Here is a 23,398-nt window from a genome sequence, read left to right as displayed (position 1 = left end):
TATATGTAGTCGTGATACGACACGATCCATACGGCAATGCGACAAATTTTGCCTAGCTGGTTACAGCCAAACGCCCCGCCCGGCAATGGCCCGGTTGCTGTGCCGCCCCAAGTTCCCCGGGGTTTCTGCCGGTTAATGCGCGGGTTCGCCGCGGTCCACCACGCCAAGGTCGTCGGTTTCGCGAACATGGCGCAGCCTCTCCTCCGCCCGGATCGCCTCGCGCTGGCGGCTCCACATCGAGGCATAAAGCCCGTTCTGCGCCATCAGCGAGGCATGTGTTCCGCGCTCGGCGATCAGCCCTTCTTTCAAAACGATGATTTCGTCAGCGCCGATAACAGTGGAGAGGCGGTGGGCGATAACCAGCGTCGTGCGGTTTTTCGAGACGATATCGAGCGCGCTCTGGATTTCCTGCTCGGTATGGGTATCCAGCGCCGAGGTCGCCTCATCGAGGATGAGGATCGGCGGCGCCTTGAGAATGGTTCTGGCTATCGCCACGCGCTGCTTTTCGCCGCCGGAAAGCTTCAGGCCGCGCTCACCCACCATGGTGGCGTAACCTTCCGGCAGCTTGCCGATGAAGGCGCTGATCTGCGCCGCATCCGCTGCCGCGGTGACCTCCTCATTCGTCGCCGAAGGGCGGCCGTAACGGATGTTGTAGGCGAGCGTATCGTTGAACAGCACCGTATCCTGCGGCACCATGCCGATCACCGAGCGAAGGCTCTTTTGCGTCACGTCGCGAATGTCCTGCCCGTCAATGGTGACGGCACCTTCCTGAATATCGTAAAAACGGTAAAGCAGACGCGAGATCGTCGATTTTCCCGCACCCGAAGGCCCGACGATCGCCACCGTCTTGCCTGCCGGCACATCGAAGGAGACACCCTTCAAAATCGGCCTTTCAGGATCATAGGCAAAATGCACATCGCGGAAGGAGATGGCGCCGGGTCCGCTGGCGAGCGGTTTTGCATCCGGCCTGTCGGTAACCTCGGCCTCGACCTCCAGAAGCTCGAACATCTGTTCGATGTCGGTCAGGCCCTGGCGGATTTCGCGATAAACGAATCCGATGAAGTTCAGCGGCACCGAAAGCTGCAGCAGAAGCGCATTGACGAAGACGAAATCGCCGATGGTCTGTTCACCGCGCTGCACGGCCAGCGCCGACATCACCATCATTATCGTGGAGCCGATACCGAAGATCACGCCCTGGCCGAAGTTCAGCCAGCCGAGCGAGGTCCAGATCGAGATCGCCGATTTTTCGTAACGCTCCATGGCGACATCGAAGCGTTTCGCCTCCATCTCTTCATTGCCGAAATATTTGACGGTCTCGAAATTCAGGAGCGAGTCGATCGCCTTGGTATTGGCGTCGGTATCGCTGTCGTTCATGGCGCGGCGAATGCCGATACGCCAGTTGCTGGCCCGGACGGTGAACCAGATATAGGCCCAGACGGTGATGACCGTGACCAGCACATAGGAAAAGCCGTAGGACGCCCAGAAGATGATCGCCGTCAGCAGGAATTCAATGAAGGTTGGCGCGGTGTTGAGAATGGTGAAGCGGACAATGGTTTCGATGCCCTTGGTGCCACGTTCGATAACCCGCGAAAGCCCGCCGGTCTTGCGCTCCAGATGGAAGCGCAGGGAAAGCCGGTGCATGTGCACGAAGGTTCTGTAGGCGAGCTGGCGCACCGCATGCTGGCCGACGCTTGCAAACAGTGAATCGCGCAGCTGGTTGAGGCCGACCTGGATCAGCCGCGTCAGATTATAGGCGATGACCAGCGCGACCGCGCCGAGCAGGAAGGCCGGGACCAGTCCTGCCATGTCGAGCTTGCCATTCAGCGCATCCGTCGCCCATTTGAAGAAATAGGGAACGGCAATCAGCACCAGCTTGGCGACAACAAGGAATATCGTCGCCCACACCACCCGCATCTTCAGGTCCCAGCGGCCCTCCGGCCACATATAGGGCCAGAGATTGATCAGCGTCTGGGTCGGATTGCTGGAATCCGCCGAAATGGTTTTTTTCTTCGTGGCCATCATTCTCTCCGGTCACTGCCGGAAGCCGACAGCAGGACGGCGGCTTTGCTCAAGCCGCCGCGCGTGTCACAGATAGGGTCGCCGCGGGTTCACCGCAACGCTTCAAATGCTCAGGAGCCGCCCTTCAGCCGCTTGCGGTGAAGTTCTTCAGCATTTGGCAGCGCCTCCTTCGGCACGCCGAAAATCTGGCCGGGCTCGATCAGGTCAGGGTTTTTGATCTGGTCCTCATTGGCGAGGTAGATCGTGGTGTACCGCACGCCCTGACCATAAACGCGGCGCGAAATCTGCCAGAGCGTATCGCCACGGCGGATGATGACGCTGTTCTGGCTTTCGGCGAGCGGCGCCTGCTCGAAGGTCTGCGGACCGGCCGGCGCCTGCGGCGCGGGAGCGGGCGGCGCGGTGATGTGGAGTTCGGCAAGGCGGCTTGCGAGCGAAGCGATGCCCTTGCCGATTGCCGCCACGTCGTTCGGCCATGCCTCGACCGTTGTCAGCAGCTGACGTGCCTTGGCGGCAATGTCGCCTGCAAAGGCGGTGAAGGCCGGTTCGGTCGCGGCAGCGGTGCGGAATTCGGAGAGCGACTTCAGGCCGATCACCACAGCGGAGCGGCCGGCAATCGCCTGGTCGAGCGCAGGTGTGGCCTGATCCTTGTAGAGATTGGAAAGAATGCCGAAGGCCTTGGCGATATCCGTGCGCAGTTTTTCGAAAGCGGCGCGGTCGCTGGCTGTGCTCTGGTTCTCAGACGGCGCAGCCGTTGCAGTGGCGGCGGGAGGTGCCTGCATGGCGACGGTTGCCTGATCAGTCTGCGGACGCTCGAAAGGAACGCGCACGCGCACCTTAACCGTGCCGTCGGCATTCAGCTCTTCGACGGTGATGATATGGCTGCCAACAGTCAGATCGACATCGCCCTCGATGACGAAATGGCCGGAGGCTTCCGCGGTGGTCTTGCCGATTTCCCTGTCGTCGACCAGCGCACGCACCGTCGAGGCAGCAGGTGCTGAACCGGCAACGAAAATCTTCGACCCTTCGAATTCAACGGCGCTGACCTGAACGGTTGACGTCAGCGGGGCAGCGGCCGGAGCCATGACGCCGGCAGCAGGGGCGGGCGTGTTGCTGGCGCCTGTTTCGGAGGTTGCCGCAGGCTGCTGCGATTGCGCGGCTTGCTGGGGCTGAAGGGCTGGAGGTGCGGCCTCAGGCATTGCGAGCACGCGGCTTGCCTTGCCGGGCTTGGAAACCATGGCCAGAAGCTCGCCCGCCTTGTTCTCGGGCACGGAAACGGTTGCGACTTCTTCCGATTGCGTCGCCTTGCCGCTCGCGTCGGTCGAGCGCAGCACCAGCTCATGGTCGCCCGGTGGCAGCGGATTGTCGAAGACGGCGGCGAAATCACCGGTGCCGTCGATCGTCGTCTGCGCGATTACCTTGCCGTTGCTGAGAATTTCGAGCTTCGCGCCGGGCTGTGCCTTGCCCGCGACAACGGCTGAGCCATCCGGCTCGACGCGCAGCACGTCGAAAGTCGGCGCGCCGGGCGTGGCCTGGGCGGCATCGCCGGGTGCGGGGGCCCCTGCGGGCTGTGCCGGCTGGGCTGCGCCATCATCGGTGCCGGCAAAAACGCCTGCCAGGCGACGGACCTGTGCTGCCGCCGCCGCCGCACTGTCGGGCAGGCCGCGCAGGAAGGCCGTGGTGCGTTCGGCCGCCGAACGGGCCGTGGTGATCAGCCGCGACGTGGTTTCATCCAGCGTTTCAGGAATTTCGATGTTGGTCAGTTCTTTGAGCGATGCCTCGACCTTCTTGCGCGCTGTCGCGAAATCGGCGTCGGAAGGAACCTTGCTATCGGCGAAAAGCGTGGTCAGATCCTTGATCGACTGGGTCGCGGAAGCGGCGAGACGCCCGACCTTGTCGGCAATATTGGCGGTCTCCTGGGCGGCGTCGGACAGAATGTCTCCGGCCTTGTCGCTGCCCATTTCGACGCTGTTCTTCACGGCATTGCCCGCCTCGTTGATGGCGTCGCCGATCGGTTTGCCGTCATTGGAAATCCTCGGCAGGACGAAAAAGATCATGAGCAGGGACGCAATCCCCAACACGATCAGCGCCAGCAAACCGGCTTTATTGTTTTTCATCCTGGAATCTCCGGGTATTTCAAGCGTTTCACACAAGTTGAGATTGCTAGCGTCTTACCTTGCCCCAGACAAGCGGCGTGTGGGCAAAAGGCCACATTTGCAAGGGATTTCCCAAATTTTCTTGACGCGCCGCATCCTGCATTGTTCCTTCCCCTCATGACGGACAAAAATACAGCGATTCGATCCATCTGCGTTTATTGCGGTTCCCAGCCCGGACGTGATCCGGCTCACATGGAGGCCGGCCGCGCGCTTGGGAAATCCATTGCCGAAAACGGCATTCGCCTCGTTTATGGCGGCGGCACCAAGGGCATCATGGGTGCGGTTGCCAGCGGCGTTCTTTCCAATGGCGGCGAAGTAACCGGCATCATACCGGAGTTTCTGGTCGATATGGAGGCGACTCGCCATTCTCTCGGACAATTGAACGAGCTTGTCGTCACCAAGGACATGCATGAGCGCAAACATATGATGTTCGAGCGCTCGGATGCCTTCGTGACGCTGCCGGGCGGTGTCGGCACGCTGGAAGAGATCGTCGAGATCATGACCTGGGCGCAGCTCGGCCGTCACGCCAAGCCGATGGTCTTCGCCAATATCAACGGCTTCTGGAACCCGATGCTGGAACTGGTGCAGCACATGCGCGACCAGGGCTTCATTCACCGCGCCCATCTTCTGAACCCGCTGGTCATCGACGAGGTGAAGGACATCGTGCCCGCCATCATCGACCGGGCGCTGGCGCAGCAGAACCCTGAAGGCGATCCTTCGGTCATATCCCGCCTATGATCCATGCGGCCCCAGCGGGGGCAGCGGTTTCGGGGTAACGATCTCCATCACTCAGCAAAAGAGCGTTAACGAGCCGCCACGCGGTTCGTTATAATTTTAAGTGTATATTAATACAGTTTTAACTGCGGCATTGCCCCGCCCGCTCTTTTCATGGCCCCGTGACCGATCCTGTGCCAGCGTCAACAAGGCGTTGGTTGACCGCGAAATTTGTTTCGCCGCCAAGAGCGTGGGTGTTATCGGAAATGATTGCTTTTGTGGTGCGGCTAAAAAGCCGGGCGCATTTCATTATTCAAAGAAGTCCGCTGCGCAGCAGGGAGGCCATCCTCGGCTCCGCCGCCCGCCACAGGGTCGATGCGAAAATGCGGCTCGGGCTGCTCATCGCGGTCTTCGCGGTCCTTTATGGTGTGGTTGCCGCGCGCCTTGTTCAATATGGTTTTGCCGAACCTGTCACGACCGCCTGGATCAATAGCGGCGCGACCGCAGTCGCATCCCGCCCCGATATTGTGGACCGCAATGGCCGGTTGCTGGCGACCGATCTCAACATGGTGTCGCTCTATGCGGATCCGCGCAGGGTCGTGGACGCCGATGAAGTCGTCGAAAAGCTCGCAACCGTCATTCCCAATCTCGACTGGCGCGAGACACATCGCAGATTGCGTATGGACAGCGGCTTCCAATGGCTGCGACGCCAGCTCACGCCCCGGCAGCAGGCGGATATCTTGAACCTCGGCATACCGGGCATCGGCTTCAGGCCGGAAAAGCGGCGTTTTTATCCGGGCGGCCCCACGGCCTCGCATATCATCGGCCACGTCAATGTCGATAATCAGGGCCTTGCCGGCATGGAGCGTTATCTCGACCAGCAGGGGCTGGCTGATCTGCGCGCGACGGGTCTGGCGAGCGGCGTGGCGCTGGAGCCGGTGAAACTGTCGATCGATCTGCGGGTGCAGAACATCGTCCGGGAGATCGTCGTAAAGGCGAAAACCGACTATCAGGCGGAAGCGGCGGGTGCGGTGATCGTAGATGTGGAAACGGGCGAAGTGCTGGCCATGGCATCGGTGCCGGACTACGATCCGAACGAACCGTCCCGTACCCTTGCCGATGGCAGCATCGACAGGGAGTATGAAAAAGGCTGGTTCAACCGGATGAGCAACGCCACCTTCGAGATGGGTTCCACCTTCAAGAGCTTCACGCTGGCCATGGGTCTGGATGCAGGCGCGATCACGCTCAATTCGGTGGTCGATGCGACGCGGCCGATCCGCATTGGCGGTTTCACCATCAAGGATTTCTGGGCAGGAACCGCCCGCTTTCAATTCCGGAAGTGTTTCAGTACTCGTCGAATATCGGCACGGCGGCGGTCGCCGACATGGTCGGCGTCGAAGGCCACCAGCAGTTCCTGACGAAACTCGGGCTTCTTTCACGGATGGAGACGGAGATGCCCGGCGTCGCCATGCCCACCCAGCCGAGGGCGTGGAAGAAGATCAATTCCGTCACTATTTCCTTCGGGCACGGCATCGCCACCACGCCGCTGCAGACGGCGGTTGCCGCCGCAGCGCTCATCAATGGCGGAAACCTGATTTCGCCGACCTTCCTGTCGCGCTCCAGGGAGGAGGCCGTCATGATTTCCCGGGCCGTCATCAATGGCAAAACCAGTGCCGACATGCGTTATCTTTTCAACTGGAACGGCATCAAGGGCTCGGGCAGGCGTGCGCAGGTCGATGGGTTTCACGTCGGCGGCAAGACCGGCACCGCCGACAAGGTCATCAACGGCCGTTATGCCAAGGACATCAACTTCAACAGCTTCGTTGCCGCCTTTCCGATGCACAAGCCGAGATATGTGGTCCTGTCGATGATCGATGCGCCGAAGACGGGTGAGAACGGCGGCCGTACGGCAGCCTCGACGGCAGCACCGATGATCCGCGAAATCGTCACCCAGACGGCGGCACTTCTCGGCGTCAAGCCGCGTTTCGGTTATGAAGCTGCACCGGAATTGCTGATGGATTATTGACTTCCACTTCCCTCATTCCTGTGCCTGTCACAGGAATCTAGCCAGCCCAAGTCTTTGGGTGAAAGGACTCTATCCGCTGCGCAGACGCGCATCGGCTGGATTCCTGTGACAAGCACAGGAATGAGGGAGGGAAACTTCGACGTACTTCCTTACCGCTTGAGCCGTAGCAGGCTCGAACCGGTATAGATCGCCAGCGCCATCCATATCATCGCAAAGGCCGCCATCCGCACCATGTCGAAAGGCTCCTTGAAGATGAAAATGGCGATCAGGAAGATCATCGTCGGGGCGATGTATTGCATGATGCCAATGGTCGACAGCCGCAGGAGTTTCGCGCCATTGCCGTAAAGAATGAGCGGAACGGCGGTGATGAGGCCGCTGGCGACCAGAAGCCAGGTGTCCGTCGCATTACCAGCCATGAAATGCGCCTGTCCACTGAAGCCCAGCCATGCCATGACCAGGACGGCCGGGATGGACAGCAGCATGACTTCCAGCAGAAAGCCCTGTGTCGCACCAATCGGCAATGTCTTGCGGAAGAAGGCGTAAAAACCCCAGGAGACGGTCAGCACAATGGAAACCCATGGCAGGCTACCCGCATGCCAGGTGAGGATCGCGACCGCAAGCGCCACCAGAACGATGGCGGCGATCTGCGCCGGATAAAGTTTTTCCTTCAGAAGCACTGCGCCGAGGAAGATGCTGAACAGCGGATTGATGAAATAACCAAGGGCGGCATCAAGCGCGCGGCCGGCGCCAATCGACCAGATATAGACGCCCCAATTGATACTGATGAGAGCGGCCGTGAGGCTCGCCATGGCCAGCATTTTCGGGTTCTTCAGCGCCGCCCTGATTTCCGTTGTCCGCCCGAGTGCAATCAGCACCGCCGCTGCGATCGGCACCGACCAAATGACGCGGTGAACGATGACCTCGATCGGCGAGATATGCGCGACCGCTTTCATGTAGAGGGAAGAAACCCCACAGCAGATATGCGGAAAGCGCGAAAGCAAAACCGCGCGCGCTGTCGCCGCCCTCTTGGGCCGGGAGCGTTTTGTCGAGTGCCATGGGAGTACCGCCAAATTGTTCGGATGGTCCTTTCATAGCGGATCGGTGTGGCGGGAGCCAATTCATTTCCGTGAAGGGTTCATGAGAAAAACTGCATGAATAAAAGGCGCTTTGCCGTTGAAACAGGCGGCGTCGTGACCGGCCGGATGACCCACACCCGACAATTCATATGAATCATTGTCTCATCCGGCCGCTTCAAGCCACTGAAAGAGCTGATTATTTCCCTGCGAACCGATCGTTTGCGCGGATCAGCTGATCAAGTATGCCTGGCTCGCTCATGGCATGTCCTGCGGCCTCGATGATATGGAAATCCGCCTTCGGCCAGGCCTTGGCAAGCTGCCAGGCATATTTCAGCGGGCAGGGCATGTCGTAACGTCCATGCACGATGACACCGGGAATATCCCGGAGTTTGCCGGCATCGCGCAGCAATTGCCCCTCTTCCAGCCAGCCGCCATTCACGAAGAAATGGTTCTCGATACGGGCGAAAGCAATGGCATATTTGTCCTCGCCGAAATCCTCGACACGGTCAGGATCCGTCACGAGCGCGATGGTCGCGCCTTCCCACTGGCTCCATGCCTTGGCGCATTCCAGCTTCTTTGCCTCGTCGGTGCCGGTGAGATAGCGGTTATAGGCCTGCATCATCCCGCCGCGCTCGGCTTCCGGGATTGGCGCGATGAAGTTTTCCCAGCGGTCGGGGTACATTTCGGAAACGCCGAACTGGTAATACCAGTCCAGTTCCGGCCTGGTGACGGTGTAAATGCCGCGCAGGACCAGTTCGCTGACGCGGTCGGGATGGGTCTCGGCATAGGCGAGCGCCAGCGTCGAGCCCCAGGAGCCGCCGAAAACCAGCCAATTTTCGAAGCCGCAGAGTTCGCGCAGCCTTTCGATATCGGCAACGAGATGCCATGTGGTGTTGGCTTCAAGCTCCGCATGCGGCCTGGAGCGGCCGCAGCCGCGCTGATCGAACAGGATGACGTCGTAAAGGGCGGGATCGAAAACGCGGCGATGCGTGGAGTTCACCCCGCCGCCGGGACCGCCATGCAGGAATACCGCCGGTTTAGCACCCCGTGTGCCCACCCTTTCCCAATAGATCGTGTGGCCGTCGCCGACATCGAGCATGCCGGTCTCGAACGGTTCTATCTCGGGGTAAAAGCCGCGCAATTCTTCGGTCATGGGTCATCATCCTTCGCTGGCCATTCGGCCGTATCATGGTCCGGGTGCTGGCAATTGTTCACCCGAGGGGGAGGGTTATCCGTTGCAGGTTCCGGCTCGACCGGCAAGCCATCGAGTGCGCCGAACCAGTGCATCTTGCCGGCGAGATTGGATTGCGCCTCGGGCCTTACCCGCTGCGGCTCGTCCAGCGAGCCGAGGGTGATATTGATGAAATCGGCGCCCGGCATGTCGTAGAACAGCGGCGTGCCGCATCGGCCGCAAAAGCCGCGGCGCACGTGATCGGAGGACTGGAACCATGCCGCTTCGCCGCGGGTCATTTCAAACTGCGTAAGCGTACTTGCGGCAAGCGGCATGAAATAATTGCCCGATGCCTTCTGGCACATGCGGCAATGGCACAGATGCGGATAACGAAGACCGCCTCCTATCCGATAACGCACCGCGCCGCACTGGCATCCACCGCTGAAACCCTCGGCTCCGCTCATGCGCGCTCGTCTTCCGGCGGCCAGACCTGGGTGTCGTGATCCGGGTGCTGATAGGAGGTGATTTCGGCCTCGTCCACGCCCTGTTCCAAGGCCGGTTTGCCGAACAGCTGCTCGATCCACGGCATGCGCCTGTGGAAATTGACCTGCACCTGCGGCTCAATCCGCTCGGGCTCATCGAAGGCGCCGATGGCGATCTCCACGCCGCCGGGATAATGATAGGTCAGCGGCGTGCCGCATTTGTTGCAGAAACCGCGATGGATTTTTCCCGAGGAGCGGAAGAGGGCCGGCTGGCCGCGTGTCCAGGTCAGATGCGCCTGATCGGCGCTGACCAGCGCGCCGAAGAAATTGCCGAAATGTTTCTGGCACATGCGGCAATGGCAGATGGAGGCCCGGCCGAGCGTGCCCGCATGGAAACGCACGGCGCCGCACTGGCAACCGCCGGAAAATCCCGTTTCGCTCATCATCTGTTCTCCGGTGGCCAGTTTTCAGTGTCGTGGTCGGGATGCTGGTAGGAAACGAGATCGGCGAGGTAATCAACCTGCGTCAGGTCGTCTTCGGTGGCAACGGCAGGCAGCGTGTGAAGCGTGTCGACGAAATCGATCTTGCGTTCCACGCCCCACTGAATGGTTGGGGGCAGCGCGGCGGGATCGTCAAAAGCCCCGGCCGCCACCGCCACACCGTCAGGCGCTTCATAGGTCAGCGGAGTGCCGCATTCGGGGCAGAAACCGCGCTTGACGACACTGGAAGACTGGAAGCGTTTCGGCTCACCGCGCGTCCATTCGAATTCAACGTCGCGTACGGAGACCAGCGGCGCGTAATAGGCCCCGAAAGCCTTCTGGCACATGCGGCAGTGACAGATGGAACTGTCTTTCAGGTCGCCGGTTGCACGGAAACGGATCGCGCCGCACTGGCACCCGCCGGTATATGTCGTCATGGTCGGTCCTCCTTCACCGTTCGGATAATGTGGAGACAGACATTGTCGATGTCTCTGAGGATATCCTCGTTCCAGAAACGGAGGACTGTCCAGCCGTCTTCCTGAAGCCGCGCAGTTCTTGTCTGATCGTAGCGCAGTGCCGCTTCAGATGTGTGTTGAGAACCGTCGACCTCGACAATCAGACGATGATCCGAACAGGCGAAATCAACGATAAAGCCGGCAATCGGCATTTGTCTGCGAAAACTTAGTCGTTCAAGGCGATGAGCGCGAATGGCATTCCAGAGCTTCAGCTCGGCATCCGTCATGACTTTACGCATCTGCTTCGCATAATGGCGATGCATCGGATCGACGTCTGCATGCGGCATGATTTGGCTCGCTGTTTAGTGCCTCAACTTAGATTGGTTGAGGTAACTCAAAACCGCAAGCGGATTGTGGTGACCGTCGGCCCCCCTCTGCCCTGCCGGGCATCTCCCCCACAGGTGGGGAGGTCAATCGCGGTGACCGCTCGCCCAACTCTGACGCTGCGGATGGAGCGGGGAGTGTGCTTCTAGCCGATCTCCCCACCTGTGGGGGAGATGCCCGGCAGGGCAGAGGGGGGTAAACCGCAAGCCGCAGCAGCAAATTACCGCTTCAACTCCCAAGTCGTCGTCCGCTCGCCGGTTTCCTTGTCCTTGCCATCCTTCAGCTGAATGCCCTTCTCGGAAAGCTCGTCGCGCAAACGATCCGCCTCCGCAAAGTTCTTCGCCTTCAGCATTTCCAGACGCAACTCAACCAGCGCATCGACGGCCGAAACGATGGCCTCGTCCATTTCCGCCTTCTTCGGCAGGACACCGAGCAGGGCAGCACTCGCCGCAAAGGCGGGCAGCCTGGATGGATCGGTGTTGGCTGCATGCGCCAGCGCATGCAGCGCCTGCACGGCGGCAACCGTGTTGAGATCGTCGGCAAGCGCTTCGAGCACGGTGTCGTCCGGTGCAGCATCGGAAGCTTCCGCCGCCGGCCACTTGGCGAGCAGGCGTTCGGCCTCTTCCAGACGCTTCACCGAAAAATCGATCGGCTCGCGATAATGCGTCATCAGCATGGCAAGGCGCAGAACCTCGCCCGGCCATTTCCGGCCGCCGAATTTCTCCGTGTGCAGCAATTCGTAGATCGTCACGAAGTTGCCCTCGGACTTCGACATCTTGCGGCCTTCCACCTGCACGAAGCCGTTGTGCATCCACACATTGGCCATGACATGCGTGCCATTGGCGCAGCGCGATTGCGCGATTTCGTTCTCATGGTGCGGGAAGATAAGGTCGAGCCCGCCGCCATGAATGTCGAAGACCTCGCCGAGGTAGCGACCGGCCATGGCCGAGCATTCGATGTGCCAGCCCGGACGGCCGCGACCCCAGGGGCTTTCCCAGCCGGGCTCATTATCTGACGACAGTTTCCACAGCACGAAATCGCCCGGGTTCTTCTTGTGGGCTTCCACCGCCACGCGCGCGCCGGCCTGCTGCTCGTCCAGTGGCCGCTTGGAAAGCTGGCCATAATCGGCCATCGAGCGGGTATCGAACAGCACCTCTCCGCCCGCCGTATAGGCATGGCCGCGGGCGATGAGCTTCTCGATGATGTCGATCATTTCCGCGATGTAGTCGGTGGCGCGCGGTTCGACGGTCGGCGGAAGGCAGCCGAGCGTGGCCACATCCTCATGGAACTGATCGGCGGTCTTTTTCGTCACCGCATGAATGGCGTCGTTCAGCGGCAGATGCGGATAGTCGCGCAGCGCCCGCGCGTTGATCTTGTCGTCGAGATCGGTGATGTTGCGGGCATAGGTCACATGGTTTTCGCCATAGACGTGGCGCAGCAGCCGGAAAAGAACATCGAAAACGATGACCGGGCGCGCATTACCGATATGGGCGAAATCGTAGACCGTCGGTCCGCAGACATACATGCGCACATTATCAGCGTCGATCGGCGCAAATTCCGCCTTTTCGCGTGTCAGGGTGTTGTGGAGTTTCAGGCGCAAGGACATGCGGGTGTTCCCTAAAGGCAGTCAATTGTCCTGACCGGACCGTTTGTCTGTTGGACCTTGCGGGAAGACGAAAACGACCTGGCCTGTGGCGAACCAGCAAAATTTATTCAGCAGCAGGTGCAGATCGTTGTTTTCATGCCTTGCCTTATGGCGCGGGCAGGGCCTTTGGTCAAGGCCCTGCCAGTCTGGATCAGACAGGCTTGCGGCCGATGCCGTTTCTCGCCACGGTCACGAGAAAGATCAGCATGGAAATGACGGTAAGGATCGAACCGACCGCCACGAGAATCGGCGCGCCGCCGGTCAGGACGATGGCAATGCCCGGCACGAGACAGAGAACGCCGACAAGGGCGAAGGCGAGATGCATCTTCGAAAGCATCGTGCCCTCGGCGGCCGGCGTCACGGTGTAATAAAGGCCGAACAGCCCAAGCGTCGTCCAGCCGACGAGGTTGAGATGGGCATGGGCCATGGACAACGAATGATCCCTGGAGATCGACATTTGGACGCCCCAGATCATTCCGGCCGTCGCACTGAGCACGGCGGCGACAAAGAAATAGAAAGCAACATTTTTCATCCGGATATTCCCATTGAAAAGAGACCTGCAAACGGTGCAGCTCCGCAACGCCTTGGAGATAAAACTTCGGAAATGCGGCAGTACAATCAGGAATCTTGAGCCTGTAGCTCGAAATATTTGTCTGAAATAATTGTGTTCTGTCTGGAAAATGGTGCGGCTGAACTCGCCTTCGGCGAAAAACGATCCGGAGGCTTCCTAGCAGAACTATACGACGCTTTTGCATCAACGCGCTACGCGAGCGACGAGGCCCCTTCGCTCACCAGGCAAGGCGGGATTGCCGGCCTTACCGCCGGAAATCCCGCATATCACCGATCCCGCTTATTCGGGCTGGCGGTACTCCACGAATTTCCTGTCGCGCACCACGAAGAGCTTGCCGGTTTCGGTCAGATCGGGCGAGGCGAGCGGAAGAATGGCCGCGGCGACCTCTGATGGATGCGGCACGGTCGCCGGGTCTTCGCCGGGCATGGCCTGGGCGCGCATGGCCGTGCGTGTCGCGCCGGGATTGATGCTGTTGACGCGAAGCGCGCTCTTCTGGGTTTCCGCAGCCCAGGTGCGGGCAAGCGCTTCGACGGCGGCCTTGGAGGTGGAGTAGACGCCCCAGAAGGGACGACAGCTATGGGCGGCCCCTGACGACAGGATCAGCGCACGGCCCGCATCAGATTTCATCAGCAGCGGCTCGACAGAGCGGATCAGCCGCCATGTGGCGGTGACATTGATGGTCATGACCCGTTCAAAGACTTTCGCCTCGATATGGCCGACCGGCGAGATGACGCCGAGCACGCCGGCATTGGCGACCAGAATATCGAGCTTGCCCCAGCGTTCGAAAATATTGGCGCCCAGTGCATCGATGGCGTTCATGTCGGAGAGATCGAAAGGGACGAGGGTGGCGGTGCCGCCGACAGCCTTGATGGCGTCGTCCAGTTCTTCCAGACCGCCGACCGTGCGCGCGCAGGCGATGACATGCGCACCGGCCTTGGCGAGTTCCAGCGCCGTGAAATAACCGATGCCCCGCGAAGCACCGGTGACGAGCGCGATCCTGCCCTTGAGATTGATGGTCATGTTGCCCCCTCCGAAATTGATTCCGCTTCTTTTATGAAACGACTGGCGCCAACCGCAAGCAATCAAAATGCCGCAGTGGGCACAGTTTCAATCGCAGGCAAGAAAAAAGCGGCCACCGGAGGCCGGTGGCCGCTTGTTCGTCCGGACTATCAGCCGTTGCTGGCCAGCATGGAAATCTTGCTGCCCATCGACTCGCCGTTTTGATCGAGAAGGCGGGTCGGGTAGTCGCCGGTGAAATAATGGTCCGTGAATTGCGGCCGCGCATGGTTGCGGTTTTCGCCGCCGACGGCGCGGTAAAGCCCGTCGATCGACAGGAAGGCCAGCGAATCGGCGCCGATGAATTTTGCCATGGCGTCCACATCGGCATATTGGTTGGCGAGCAGCTTGTCGGCATCCGGCGTGTCGATGCCGTAGAAATCCGGATGGAAGATCATCGGGCTGGCGACGCGGATATGAACTTCCTTGGCGCCGGCTTCGCGGATCATCTGCACGATCTTCACCGAGGTCGTGCCGCGCACGATGGAATCATCCACCAGCACCACGCGTTTGCCTTCAATCATCGCCCGGTTGGCGGAATGCTTGAGCTTGACGCCGAAAGCGCGGATCTGCTGGGTCGGTTCGATGAAGGTGCGGCCGACATAATGGTTGCGGATGATGCCATATTCGAAGGGAATACCGCTTTCCTGCGCAAAACCGAGGGCTGCCGGCGTGCCGCCATCGGGAACCGGAACCACGACATCGGCTTCCAGCGGCGCTTCCTTGGCAAGGTTCATGCCCATGTTCTTGCGCGTCGTATAGACGTTGCGGCCGCCGACGACGGAATCGGGGCGGGCGAAATAGACATATTCGAACAGGCAGAGACGCTCCGGCTGCGGCTTGGAGGGCTTGCGCGCATCGATGGTGATCGAACCATCAGGCTGGATCTCGCAGATGATGACTTCACCGTTTTCAACATCACGCACGAATTTCGCGCCGATGATATCGAGAGCGCAGGTCTCCGAGCAGAAGATCGGCTTGCCGTCTAGTTCGCCCATCACCAGCGGGCGGATGCCGATCGGGTCGCGCGCGGCAATCAGCTTGGTGCGGGTCATGGCCAGCATCGAATAGCCGCCTTCCATCTGCCGGATGGCGTCGATGAAGCGATCGGCGGTGGAAGAGTGGCGCGAGCGGGCGATGAGGTGCAGCACGACTTCGGTATCGGAGGTCGACTGACAGATGGCGCCGGTGGCGATGATCTGGCGGCGAAGTGTCAGGCCATTGGTGAAATTGCCGTTATGGGCAATGGAAATGCCGCCTTCTTCCAGTTCGGCAAACAGCGGCTGCACGTTGCGCATCGCCACTTCGCCGGTCGTGGAATAACGGGTGTGGCCAATCGCGATGGAGCCGGGCAGGCGGGCAAGCGTTGCCGGATCGGTATAATGATCGCCGACGAGGCCCATATGGCGTTCCTGGTGGAAGCGTTTGCCATCGAAAGAGACGATGCCCGCCGCTTCCTGACCGCGATGCTGCAGCGCATGCAGGCCGAGAGCGGTCAGCGCCGAGGCGTCGGCATGACCGAGAATGCCGAAAACGCCGCACTCTTCGTGCAACGTGTCGCCGTCGATCTCTTCCTTGAAAGTGGCCCCATGGAACTTGGAATGCGAAAGCGGCTCAATCATCCGGCTTGCCCTTGCTCTCTACCGAGAAAAACGAAAGACCTCTCCGGTGAGCTTGTCTCCCGGTCGGCCTGTCTGTGTCGTGCTTGATATTTAGCACAAATAGCGCGCCTTGCATGCATTGCAAGGCGCACCCTCGTGTCAATTATTCGTTGCCGGCGGATTTGTCGCCGGTGCATCTTCCGCTGGCGCCTGCGCAGCTGTCGGTTCCTGTGGCTTTCCGAGAATGCGGGCGCGAATCTGCGGTTCGATATCGTCAGGCAGCACCGCCTCCAGCTTGCCCACCAAACCATCCAGGAAAGGCTTGGACTTCGCCTGCGTTACCCATTCCGGCTGCGTCTTCACATCCACCAGCCAGTTCCAGAAGGCGACCGCGACAACAAGCAGCAGAATGCCGCGCGCCGCGCCGAACAGGAAACCAAGCGTGCGATCCAGCGCGCCGATGCGGCTGTCGATGATGAAATCGGCAATGCGCGAGGTGATGAAAGAGATGACGATCAGCGAGACGAGGAAGACCACGCCCGCCGAGCCGGCAATGGCGATCTTGTCGTCATCGGTATAGTTGCGCGCATAGGGCAGCAGGACCGGATAAAGATAATAGGCGGCGGCGACCGAACCGGCCCAGCTCGCGATCGACAGAATCTCGCGGGAAAAGCCGCGTACCATCGCGAGAATGGCGGAGAAAAGAACAACGGCGATGACGATGCCGTCGAAAATTGTAATGGGCATATACCAACTCCGGAGGTGCGACGCCTTGTCAGACGCTGCCTTGCCAATTTTGCGATCCTCTTACACCACTGTTTCCCTTGGCGAAAGGATCAATATTCGTCGTCCTCAACCTGTTTGAACCGGTTGCCGGAGCCGGCGATGCGCGCCACGAGGTCTGGCAGGCTTTCAACTTCCGTCCAGCGCCCCTTGCCGCCCTTCGGCAATTCAGCCGAAGCAGAAGGCAGAAGTGCGGCGGAAAAGCCGAGTTTCTCAGCTTCTTTCAATCGCTGGCCCGTGTGCGAGACCGGCCGCACCGCGCCCGACAGGCTGACTTCGCCGAAATAGACGCAATCGGCGGGCAGGGCAAGACCGGCAAGCGAGGAAACCAGCGCAGACGCGATCGCCATATCCGCAGCCGGCTCGGAAATTCTATAACCACCGGCGACATTCAGGTAAACATCGTGCTGACCGAGCTTCACCCCGCAATGGGCCTCCAGCACGGCAAGGATCATCGCAAGCCGCGAACTGTCCCAGCCGACCACGGCGCGGCGCGGCGTGCCGAGCGAGGTGGCGGCGACCAGCGCCTGCACCTCAACCAGAATCGGGCGCGTGCCTTCCATGCCGGCAAAAACGGCGGCGCCCGGCGATTTTTCGTTGCGCTCGCCCAGAAACAGTTCGGAAGGGTTGGAAACCTCACGCAATCCCTTGTCCGACATTTCGAACACCCCTATCTCGTCCGTCGGTCCGAAGCGGTTCTTGACGGTACGGAGAATGCGGTAGTGGTGACCGCGATCGCCTTCGAAATACAGCACGGCATCGACCATGTGCTCGACCACGCGCGGGCCGGCGATCTGGCCTTCCTTGGTCACGTGGCCCACAAGCACCATGGTCGCGCCGGTCTGCTTGGCGAACCGGATCATCGCCTGCACGCCGGTGCGCACCTGCGTCACGGTGCCGGGGGCGGAATCGGCCGTGTCGCTCCACAGCGTCTGGATGGAATCGATGATGACGAGATCGGGCCGCTTGCCCTCGGAAACCGTTGCGAGGATATCCTCGACATTGGTTTCGGCGGCCAGCAGCACATCGGTCTCGGCTGCACCAAGGCGCTGGGCGCGCAGGCGCACCTGCGCCACCGCCTCTTCACCCGAAACATAGATGATGCGGTGTCCGCGCCTCGAAAGGGCAGCGGCCGCCTGCATAAGCAGGGTGGATTTGCCGATACCCGGATCGCCGCCGATCAAGACCGCCGATCCGCGCACGAAGCCGCCGCCGGTCGCCCGGTCGAGTTCGCTGATGCCGGTCGGAATGCGCGGCGCTTCCTCGATCTCGCCGGAAAGCGAGGTGAGGGTGACAGGCCGACCCTTCTTGGGTGTCTTGCCCGGCCCGGAGCCGATGCCGCCCATCGGGTCTTCCTCGACGATGGTATTCCACTCGCCGCAGCCTTCGCATTTTCCCGCCCAGCGGGTGTGAACCGTGCCGCAGTTCTGGCACACAAATTGGGTCTTGGCTTTGGCCATCTTGTGTCAGTTTTCTTCTTGTTTGAAATGGTCGGCGGAGATTTCTTGGTGGCCGTGAAGCACGCGCATGACGGTAAGCTCGCTATCGCTGACACGAAAGAAAATCACGCGCTCCCGGTGCGCAATACTGCGAATCCCAACGCCGTATCCGCTTCTTGAAACGCCGGTCAAACCAAGTGCCGCCGTCGATTCGATTTTATTGTAGATATCAAGAACGAGGCGATCCGCAGCAAGGGGATTTTCAGTCTCGATATAGGCATGATCGTCAACGAGATCGCGCCTCGCCCTGGTGGTCCATACAGGGATTCGAATCTTAATGATCGATCCCCGTTTTTTGTTGCGCAGCAATGCGTTTGATATCGCTCAGAAAGTCGTCCTGGGAGGCATAACGGTGAACCCGTCCGGCTTCCGCATCATCAATGCCCTCCTGTATCAGCAATTTAAGGGCGGCTCTCTTGCCTTCATCACTGCTCAACAATTGCAGGCTCGCATGAATAACCGCGTCCGCATCGCTGTAGATGCCCGCCGCCACCTGTTCTTCGATGAACTTCTCGTCCTGCTCGCTCAAATGGATTTCGGGCATTTCGATCTCCTTTTGTTCTCTTTTAGCACAGGTGACGTCAGCTTTCCAAGGGCTAAAGGCGAGGCTTAGTCATCGGCCATCAGATATTGCCGCTCGTAACGCAGGCCAAGCCCCGTCAGCATTTCATACCCGATGGTACCGGCCGCCCGTGCGGTCTCGTCGACCGGCACATTGGGACCGAAAAGCTCGATATAGTCGCCGGCGCGGATGGCATTGGCCGGAATATCCGTGACGTCGAAAATGGTGAGGTCCATGGTGACGCGGCCGGCGACCGGCACCCTGTGGCCGTTGACGATGCCATAGGCGCCGCCGTGGCCCATTTCGCGCAGGGGAATGCCGGAGCCGGAAAGCGACCGCTGGTATCCGTCCGCATAACCGACGGAAGCGATGGCAAGGCGGCTCGCCCGTTTCAGCAAATAGGTGCCGCCATAACTCACGGTCTGGCCTTCACCAGCCTCGCGAAGCTGGATGATCCGCGCTTCGGCCTTGGCGACGGGCCGCATCGGGTTTGTCACGTCATTGACCGCTTCGCCGCCATAAAGCGCGATGCCGGGGCGGGTGAGGTCGAAATGATATTCGTTGCCCAGAAATATGCCTGCCGAAGCCGAAAGGCTTGATTCGATACCTTCGAAAGCAGCGCTAACCCTGCGGAATGATTCGAGCTGGACCCTGTTCATCGGCGAAGACGGCGTGTCGGCGCAGGCGAGATGCGACAGTACCAGAACCGGGTCGAAACTTGCCGGCCGTGTCACGTCGTCGGCCAGAAACAGCGCGTCGTCGAGCGGCAGTCCGAGCCGGTTGAAGCCGGTATCCACATGCAGCGCGCAGGGGTGGCCGCCGCGCTCGGCAACCGTCGCCATCCAGAAGGAAAGCTGCTCCTCTGAGGCCAGAACCGGAACCAGATCATTGTCGAAGACCTGACGCTCCTGGCCCTGCCAGATGCCTGATAGCACGAAAATGCGCGCCTCCGGTGCATAGGAACGGAGAGTCGCACCCTCGGACACCGTCGCCACGAAGAAGTCGCGTGCGCCGGCATGGTAAAGCGTCGCGCCGCAATCCTCGATACCAAGCCCGTAGGCATCCGCTTTCACGACGGCCGCCGTCCGCGCCTTGCCGGAGCGCTTCTTCATGTCGCGCCAATTGTCGGCGAGCGCGCCGAGATCGACGGTAAGCCTCAGCGGCGCGTGCTCGAAAGCGTCGGTTTCGTTTTCGGGAAAGCTGTCTTCGAAGTCGTCTGTCATGCCATGCGTCCGGTTGATTTGGAACCGGTTCGGACCCTAGCACTTTTGTTCAAGACGGTAATGACCGAATGCTTTAAACTCCTTCTATGCACAATGTTTCGCAGGAACAGGCCATAGACGTCATGCCCATTGCCGCGACGGAAACGACCCGTTTCTGGCGCGACGGGCGTTTTGGCGGCATGGAATGTCTGAGCGCGACGTTCCTGACGCATGAATATTCCCCGCATGCGCATGACACTTTCTCCATCGGTGCGATTGAAAGCGGCTCTCAGATTTCCACCATTCAGGGCACCACCGAGCAGACAGGGCCGGGGCATCTTTACCTTATCAACCCGGATGAGATTCACGATGGCGCATCGGCGGCTGGAGGCGAAGTCCGGCGCTCTGGAGGCGGATGAGGGCATGTTCTCGGTTCTTGCGGCCCTGTTCGGCAGGCACGGCAGCGCCATCATTCTGCCGGTCGAAACCCGCGAGAAAACGGCGGTCTATGCCGCCCGGGACTATCTCTCGGACAATTACGAGACCGATATCGGCCTTGAGGAACTGGCATCGACAGCCGGTCTCAGCCGCGCCCACCTCATACGCGCCTTCCGGAAGGAGTTTCACATCACCCCGCACGCCTATCTGACGGATGTGCGCATCCGGCAGGCTCGCCGCCTTCTGCGTGCGGGTGAGACGCCGGCCGAAGTGGCGGCCTTGTGCGGTTTTGCCGATCAGGCGCATTTTACCCGGCATTTCAAGGCGCGCACCGGCGTTACGCCCGGGCAATTCCGTGCGGCGTGATTTTTCAGCACAATGTCACTTTCATTCAAGACCGGGAGGCTTGTCGGGCGTAATCGCACTGTTCTGCAAGGGAGAATGCGATGTCCGTATTGGAAAAGCGCGCGGAATTCGGCGCGGGGTTGAGGGCTGCCGCCCCGCTGCTGGTCGCCATGGTGCCCATCGGCGTGGTGTTCGGCGCAGTCGCTGTCGGCAAGGGCCTGTCACCGCTGGAAGCCTCGTTGATGTCGCTGCTGGTCTTTGCCGGCGGCTCGCAATTCGTGGCCATGGATTTGTGGATGCATCCGGCAAGCTGGAGCGCGCTCGGTTTCGCAGCCCTGCTGGTCAATCTGCGCCATGTACTGATGAGCGCCTCCATTGCCGGCAAGCTGGATGATTTTACCGGATGGCGAAAATATGCGGCGATGCTGGTTTTGACCGATGAATCCTGGGCGCTGTCGGAGTTCCGGGTCATCGCTGGCAGGCTGACGGCGGCTTTCTTCGCGGGTGCTGCACTGTCGATCTACCTCGTCTGGAACCTCGCCACTCTGGCAGGCGCACTGCTCGGCTCCGTCATGGGAGACATGTCGGTCATCGGTCTGGATTTCGCCTTCCCGTCTTCATCGTGTTGCTGATGGGATTCTGGAAGGGCAGGGAAACCGGCTTCGTGCTTCTGGCGAGTGCTTCTGCTGCTTATCTCACCCACGCGCTGGTTCCGGGCGCCTGGTATATTGCCGCCGGCGCGCTGGCAGGGCTTGCCGCTGCGGCCTTCGGTCATGAAGATCAGGCGGAGCAGCCGGCATGACGCTCGATCAAAATACGCTGCTGGCGATCCTCGCCATGATGGCGGCAACCGTCGCCACACGGCTCGGCGGTCTGCTGCTGGTCAATCATTTCACCCTGACGCCGCGCCTGAAGAAGGCGCTTGGGGTGGTTCCGCCCGCCGTTCTGATGGCCGTCGTCACGCCGACGGCGCTTGCGAGCGGACTGGCCGAAACCATCGCCTGCGCGGTGACGGCAGTCGCGGCACTCCGCCTCAGCCTGCTGCCGGCCGCAACACTCGGCGTGGCGTGCGTGGCGCTGCTGCGCGGAATCGGATTGTGAAACAATACGGCCAAGGTCCTGAAAAGACTCCGTTCGTTCCATTCCAAACCTGAGGCATAGGTTGAGGGCGAAACCATTCGCCCTCAAATATCCATATGGGATCAATGCTCTTCGTATTGGCTGAAGCTCGGGTCGGCCAGATCCGCAAAGCGGGTGAATTCGGACTGGAAGGCGAGCTTTACCGTGCCGGTCGGTCCGTGGCGCTGCTTGGCGATGATGACATCAGCCGTGCCCTTCACCCGGTCGAAATGTGCTTCCCATTCGGCATATTTCACATCGCCGGGGTCACGCGGCTCCATGTTTTTCACATAATATTCTTCACGGAACACGAACAGCACCACGTCGGCGTCCTGCTCGATGGAGCCCGATTCACGCAGGTCGGAGAGCTGCGGGCGCTTGTCCTCGCGGCTTTCCACCGCACGGGAGAGCTGTGACAGCGCGATGATGGGAACATTGAGTTCCTTGCCCAGCGCCTTCAGGCCCGTGGTGATCTGGGTGATTTCCTGCACGCGGTTTTCGCCGCCCTTGCCACCGCCGGTCATCAGCTGAATATAGTCCACGACAAGAACATCGAGGCCGCGCTGGCGCTTCAGGCGGCGGGCGCGGGCGGAAAGCTGGGCGATGGAGATACCACCGGTCTGGTCGATATAAAGCGGCACTTTCTGCATCATCTGGGAGCAGGCGACGAGCTTTTCGAAATCGGCCTCGGTAATGTCACCGCGACGGATTTTCGAGGACGAGACTTCCGTCTGCTCGGAAATGATACGGGTTGCCAGCTGTTCGGACGACATTTCGAGCGAATAAAAGCCGACGACGCCGCCGTTTTTCGCCTTGAACGAACCATCGGGCTGGACTTCCTGATCGTAGGACGCCGCGATGTTATAGGCGATGTTGGTGGCAAGCGAGGTCTTGCCCATACCCGGACGACCGGCAAGCACGATAAGGTCGGACCGCTGCAAACCGCCCATGCGGGCGTCGAGCGAGTGAATGCCGGTGGAGATGCCGGAGAGATTGCCGTCGCGCTCGAAGGCAGCCCCCGCCATGTCGATCGCCAGCGCCACTGCGTCGTTGAACGACTGGAAGCCGCCATCGTAACGGCCGGTTTCCGCCAGTTCGAACAGTCGGCGCTCGGTGTCCTCGATCTGCGCCTGCGGTGGCATGTCGAGCGGCGCGTCATAGGCGATGTTGACGACATCCTCGCCGATCTGGATCAGCGCGCGACGCAGCGCCAGATCGTAAATCGCGCGGCCGTAATCTTCTGCATTGATGATCGAAACGGCTTCCGCCGCCAGACGCGCCAGATATTGCGCCACCGTCAGGTCGCCGATCTTGTCGTCGGCGGGCAGGAAGGTCTTGATCGTCACCGGATTGGCGGTCTTGCCCATGCGGATGATATCGCCCGCCACCTCGAAAATCTTGCGATGCAAGGGTTCGTAAAGATGCACGGGCTTCAGGAAGTCCGACACGCGGTAATAGGCGTCGTTATTGACGAGGATGGCGCCGAGCAGCGCCTGTTCGGCCTCGATGTTGTTCGGCGCTTCGCGGTAATGCGGTTCCGCCGGCTGCGCGGGGTGATCTTTCTCACAGCGTCGTTCATGGTTTGCGCGATCTCCCTTTGCCTTGTCCTTAAACCTCG

General features: G+C 60.5%; 18 protein-coding genes and 5 pseudogenes. 5 read left to right on the top strand and 18 right to left on the bottom strand.

Annotation, left to right across the window (positions count from 1 at the left end):
- Positions 1-132: 132 nt before the first annotated feature.
- The gene (locus G3A56_RS05520) at positions 133-2,019 is read right to left on the bottom strand and encodes an ABCB family ABC transporter ATP-binding protein/permease (RefSeq protein ID WP_082184038.1); all 1,887 of its coding nucleotides are present in this window, start codon (positions 2,017-2,019) and stop codon (positions 133-135) included.
- A 110-nt stretch (positions 2,020-2,129) separates the two neighbouring features.
- Entirely contained in the window at positions 2,130-4,133 is a 2,004-nt protein-coding gene (locus G3A56_RS05515) for a LysM peptidoglycan-binding domain-containing protein (protein ID WP_082184039.1), read from the bottom strand.
- Between the two features lie 156 nt (positions 4,134-4,289).
- On the opposite strand from G3A56_RS05515, the gene G3A56_RS05510 reads away from it, so the two are divergent.
- Together G3A56_RS05510 and G3A56_RS05505 are read left to right on the top strand one after the other, a co-directional pair.
- On the top strand, positions 4,290-4,910 hold the full coding sequence (locus tag G3A56_RS05510) for an LOG family protein (protein WP_065115288.1): 621 nt from the start codon (positions 4,290-4,292) through the stop codon (positions 4,908-4,910).
- 242 nt (positions 4,911-5,152) lie between these two features.
- Positions 5,153-6,912 (top strand): annotated as a pseudogene (locus G3A56_RS05505) (peptidoglycan D,D-transpeptidase FtsI family protein).
- Between the two features lie 149 nt (positions 6,913-7,061).
- Here the strand turns inward: G3A56_RS05505 and rarD are convergent.
- From rarD to alr, 15 genes and pseudogenes are all read right to left on the bottom strand, one after another.
- Positions 7,062-7,968: pseudogene (gene rarD / locus G3A56_RS05500) on the bottom strand (EamA family transporter RarD).
- 216 nt (positions 7,969-8,184) lie between these two features.
- Positions 8,185-9,141: a prolyl aminopeptidase gene (gene pip, locus G3A56_RS05495; RefSeq protein ID WP_082184042.1), complete on the bottom strand. Its 957-nt coding sequence runs from the start codon at positions 9,139-9,141 to the stop codon at positions 8,185-8,187.
- Positions 9,138-9,623, bottom strand: coding sequence for a GFA family protein (locus tag G3A56_RS05490; RefSeq protein ID WP_082184043.1), 486 nt, complete (start codon positions 9,621-9,623; stop codon positions 9,138-9,140). Before G3A56_RS05490 ends, pip begins: the two co-directional genes overlap by 4 nt.
- A complete protein-coding gene (locus tag G3A56_RS05485) occupies positions 9,620-10,084 on the bottom strand; it encodes a GFA family protein (RefSeq protein ID WP_082184044.1) in 465 nt (154 codons plus the stop codon). Before G3A56_RS05485 ends, G3A56_RS05490 begins: the two co-directional genes overlap by 4 nt.
- A complete protein-coding gene (locus G3A56_RS05480) occupies positions 10,084-10,557 on the bottom strand; it encodes a GFA family protein (RefSeq protein ID WP_082184045.1) in 474 nt (157 codons plus the stop codon). Before G3A56_RS05480 ends, G3A56_RS05485 begins: the two co-directional genes overlap by 1 nt.
- Positions 10,554-10,922 carry an endonuclease domain-containing protein gene (locus tag G3A56_RS05475; protein ID WP_082184046.1) on the bottom strand — a complete coding sequence of 123 codons (369 nt, stop codon included), beginning with the start codon at positions 10,920-10,922 and terminating at the stop codon, positions 10,554-10,556. The genes G3A56_RS05480 and G3A56_RS05475 overlap by 4 nt, the downstream gene beginning before the upstream one ends.
- 257 nt (positions 10,923-11,179) lie before the next feature.
- Positions 11,180-12,565, bottom strand: a complete 1,386-nt coding sequence (cysS, locus tag G3A56_RS05470; RefSeq protein ID WP_082184047.1) for a cysteine--tRNA ligase — start codon at positions 12,563-12,565, stop codon at positions 11,180-11,182.
- Between the two features lie 190 nt (positions 12,566-12,755).
- Complete coding sequence (locus G3A56_RS05465; protein ID WP_082184048.1) at positions 12,756-13,136, bottom strand: hypothetical protein; 381 nt, start codon at positions 13,134-13,136, stop codon at positions 12,756-12,758.
- Between the two features lie 318 nt (positions 13,137-13,454).
- On the bottom strand, positions 13,455-14,195 hold the full coding sequence (locus G3A56_RS05460) for an SDR family NAD(P)-dependent oxidoreductase (RefSeq protein WP_082184049.1): 741 nt from the start codon (positions 14,193-14,195) through the stop codon (positions 13,455-13,457).
- 149 nt (positions 14,196-14,344) lie between these two features.
- Complete coding sequence (purF, locus tag G3A56_RS05455) at positions 14,345-15,853, bottom strand: amidophosphoribosyltransferase (RefSeq protein WP_003496866.1); 1,509 nt, start codon at positions 15,851-15,853, stop codon at positions 14,345-14,347.
- 138 nt (positions 15,854-15,991) lie between these two features.
- Complete coding sequence (locus tag G3A56_RS05450) at positions 15,992-16,579, bottom strand: CvpA family protein (protein WP_003496865.1); 588 nt, start codon at positions 16,577-16,579, stop codon at positions 15,992-15,994.
- Positions 16,580-16,668: 89 nt separating this feature from the next.
- Positions 16,669-18,075 carry a DNA repair protein RadA gene (gene radA, locus G3A56_RS05445; RefSeq protein WP_082184050.1) on the bottom strand — a complete coding sequence of 469 codons (1,407 nt, stop codon included), beginning with the start codon at positions 18,073-18,075 and terminating at the stop codon, positions 16,669-16,671.
- 6 nt (positions 18,076-18,081) lie between these two features.
- Positions 18,082-18,423 carry a type II toxin-antitoxin system RelE/ParE family toxin gene (locus G3A56_RS05440; protein ID WP_246231166.1) on the bottom strand — a complete coding sequence of 114 codons (342 nt, stop codon included), beginning with the start codon at positions 18,421-18,423 and terminating at the stop codon, positions 18,082-18,084.
- On the bottom strand, positions 18,389-18,658 hold the full coding sequence (locus tag G3A56_RS05435; RefSeq protein WP_082184051.1) for a type II toxin-antitoxin system ParD family antitoxin: 270 nt from the start codon (positions 18,656-18,658) through the stop codon (positions 18,389-18,391). The genes G3A56_RS05440 and G3A56_RS05435 overlap by 35 nt, the downstream gene beginning before the upstream one ends.
- A 65-nt stretch (positions 18,659-18,723) precedes the next feature.
- On the bottom strand, positions 18,724-19,899 hold the full coding sequence (gene alr / locus G3A56_RS05430) for an alanine racemase (RefSeq protein WP_082184052.1): 1,176 nt from the start codon (positions 19,897-19,899) through the stop codon (positions 18,724-18,726).
- A 122-nt stretch (positions 19,900-20,021) separates the two neighbouring features.
- Here alr and G3A56_RS05425 point away from each other — a divergent pair.
- The 3 genes and pseudogenes from G3A56_RS05425 (at position 20,022) to G3A56_RS05415 (ending at position 21,762) form a co-directional block, all read left to right on the top strand.
- Positions 20,022-20,682 (top strand): annotated as a pseudogene (locus G3A56_RS05425) (helix-turn-helix transcriptional regulator).
- Between the two features lie 80 nt (positions 20,683-20,762).
- Positions 20,763-21,463: pseudogene (locus G3A56_RS05420) on the top strand (AzlC family ABC transporter permease).
- Positions 21,460-21,762 (top strand): AzlD family protein, encoded by a 303-nt coding sequence (locus G3A56_RS05415; protein ID WP_082184053.1) that lies wholly within the window; start codon positions 21,460-21,462, stop codon positions 21,760-21,762. The pseudogene G3A56_RS05420 and the gene G3A56_RS05415 overlap by 4 nt, the downstream one beginning before the upstream one ends.
- A 101-nt stretch (positions 21,763-21,863) precedes the next feature.
- On the opposite strand, the pseudogene G3A56_RS05410 reads toward G3A56_RS05415, so the two are convergent.
- A pseudogene (locus tag G3A56_RS05410) lies at positions 21,864-23,359 on the bottom strand (replicative DNA helicase).
- Positions 23,360-23,398: the final 39 nt, after the last annotated feature.

The organism is Rhizobium oryzihabitans (assembly GCF_010669145.1).
In the GTDB taxonomy this organism is placed as follows: Bacteria; Pseudomonadota; Alphaproteobacteria; order Rhizobiales; family Rhizobiaceae; genus Agrobacterium; species Agrobacterium oryzihabitans.
The sequence above is the reverse complement of the archived record's forward strand: the minus strand, read 5'-3'. Positions and strand labels throughout refer to the sequence as shown.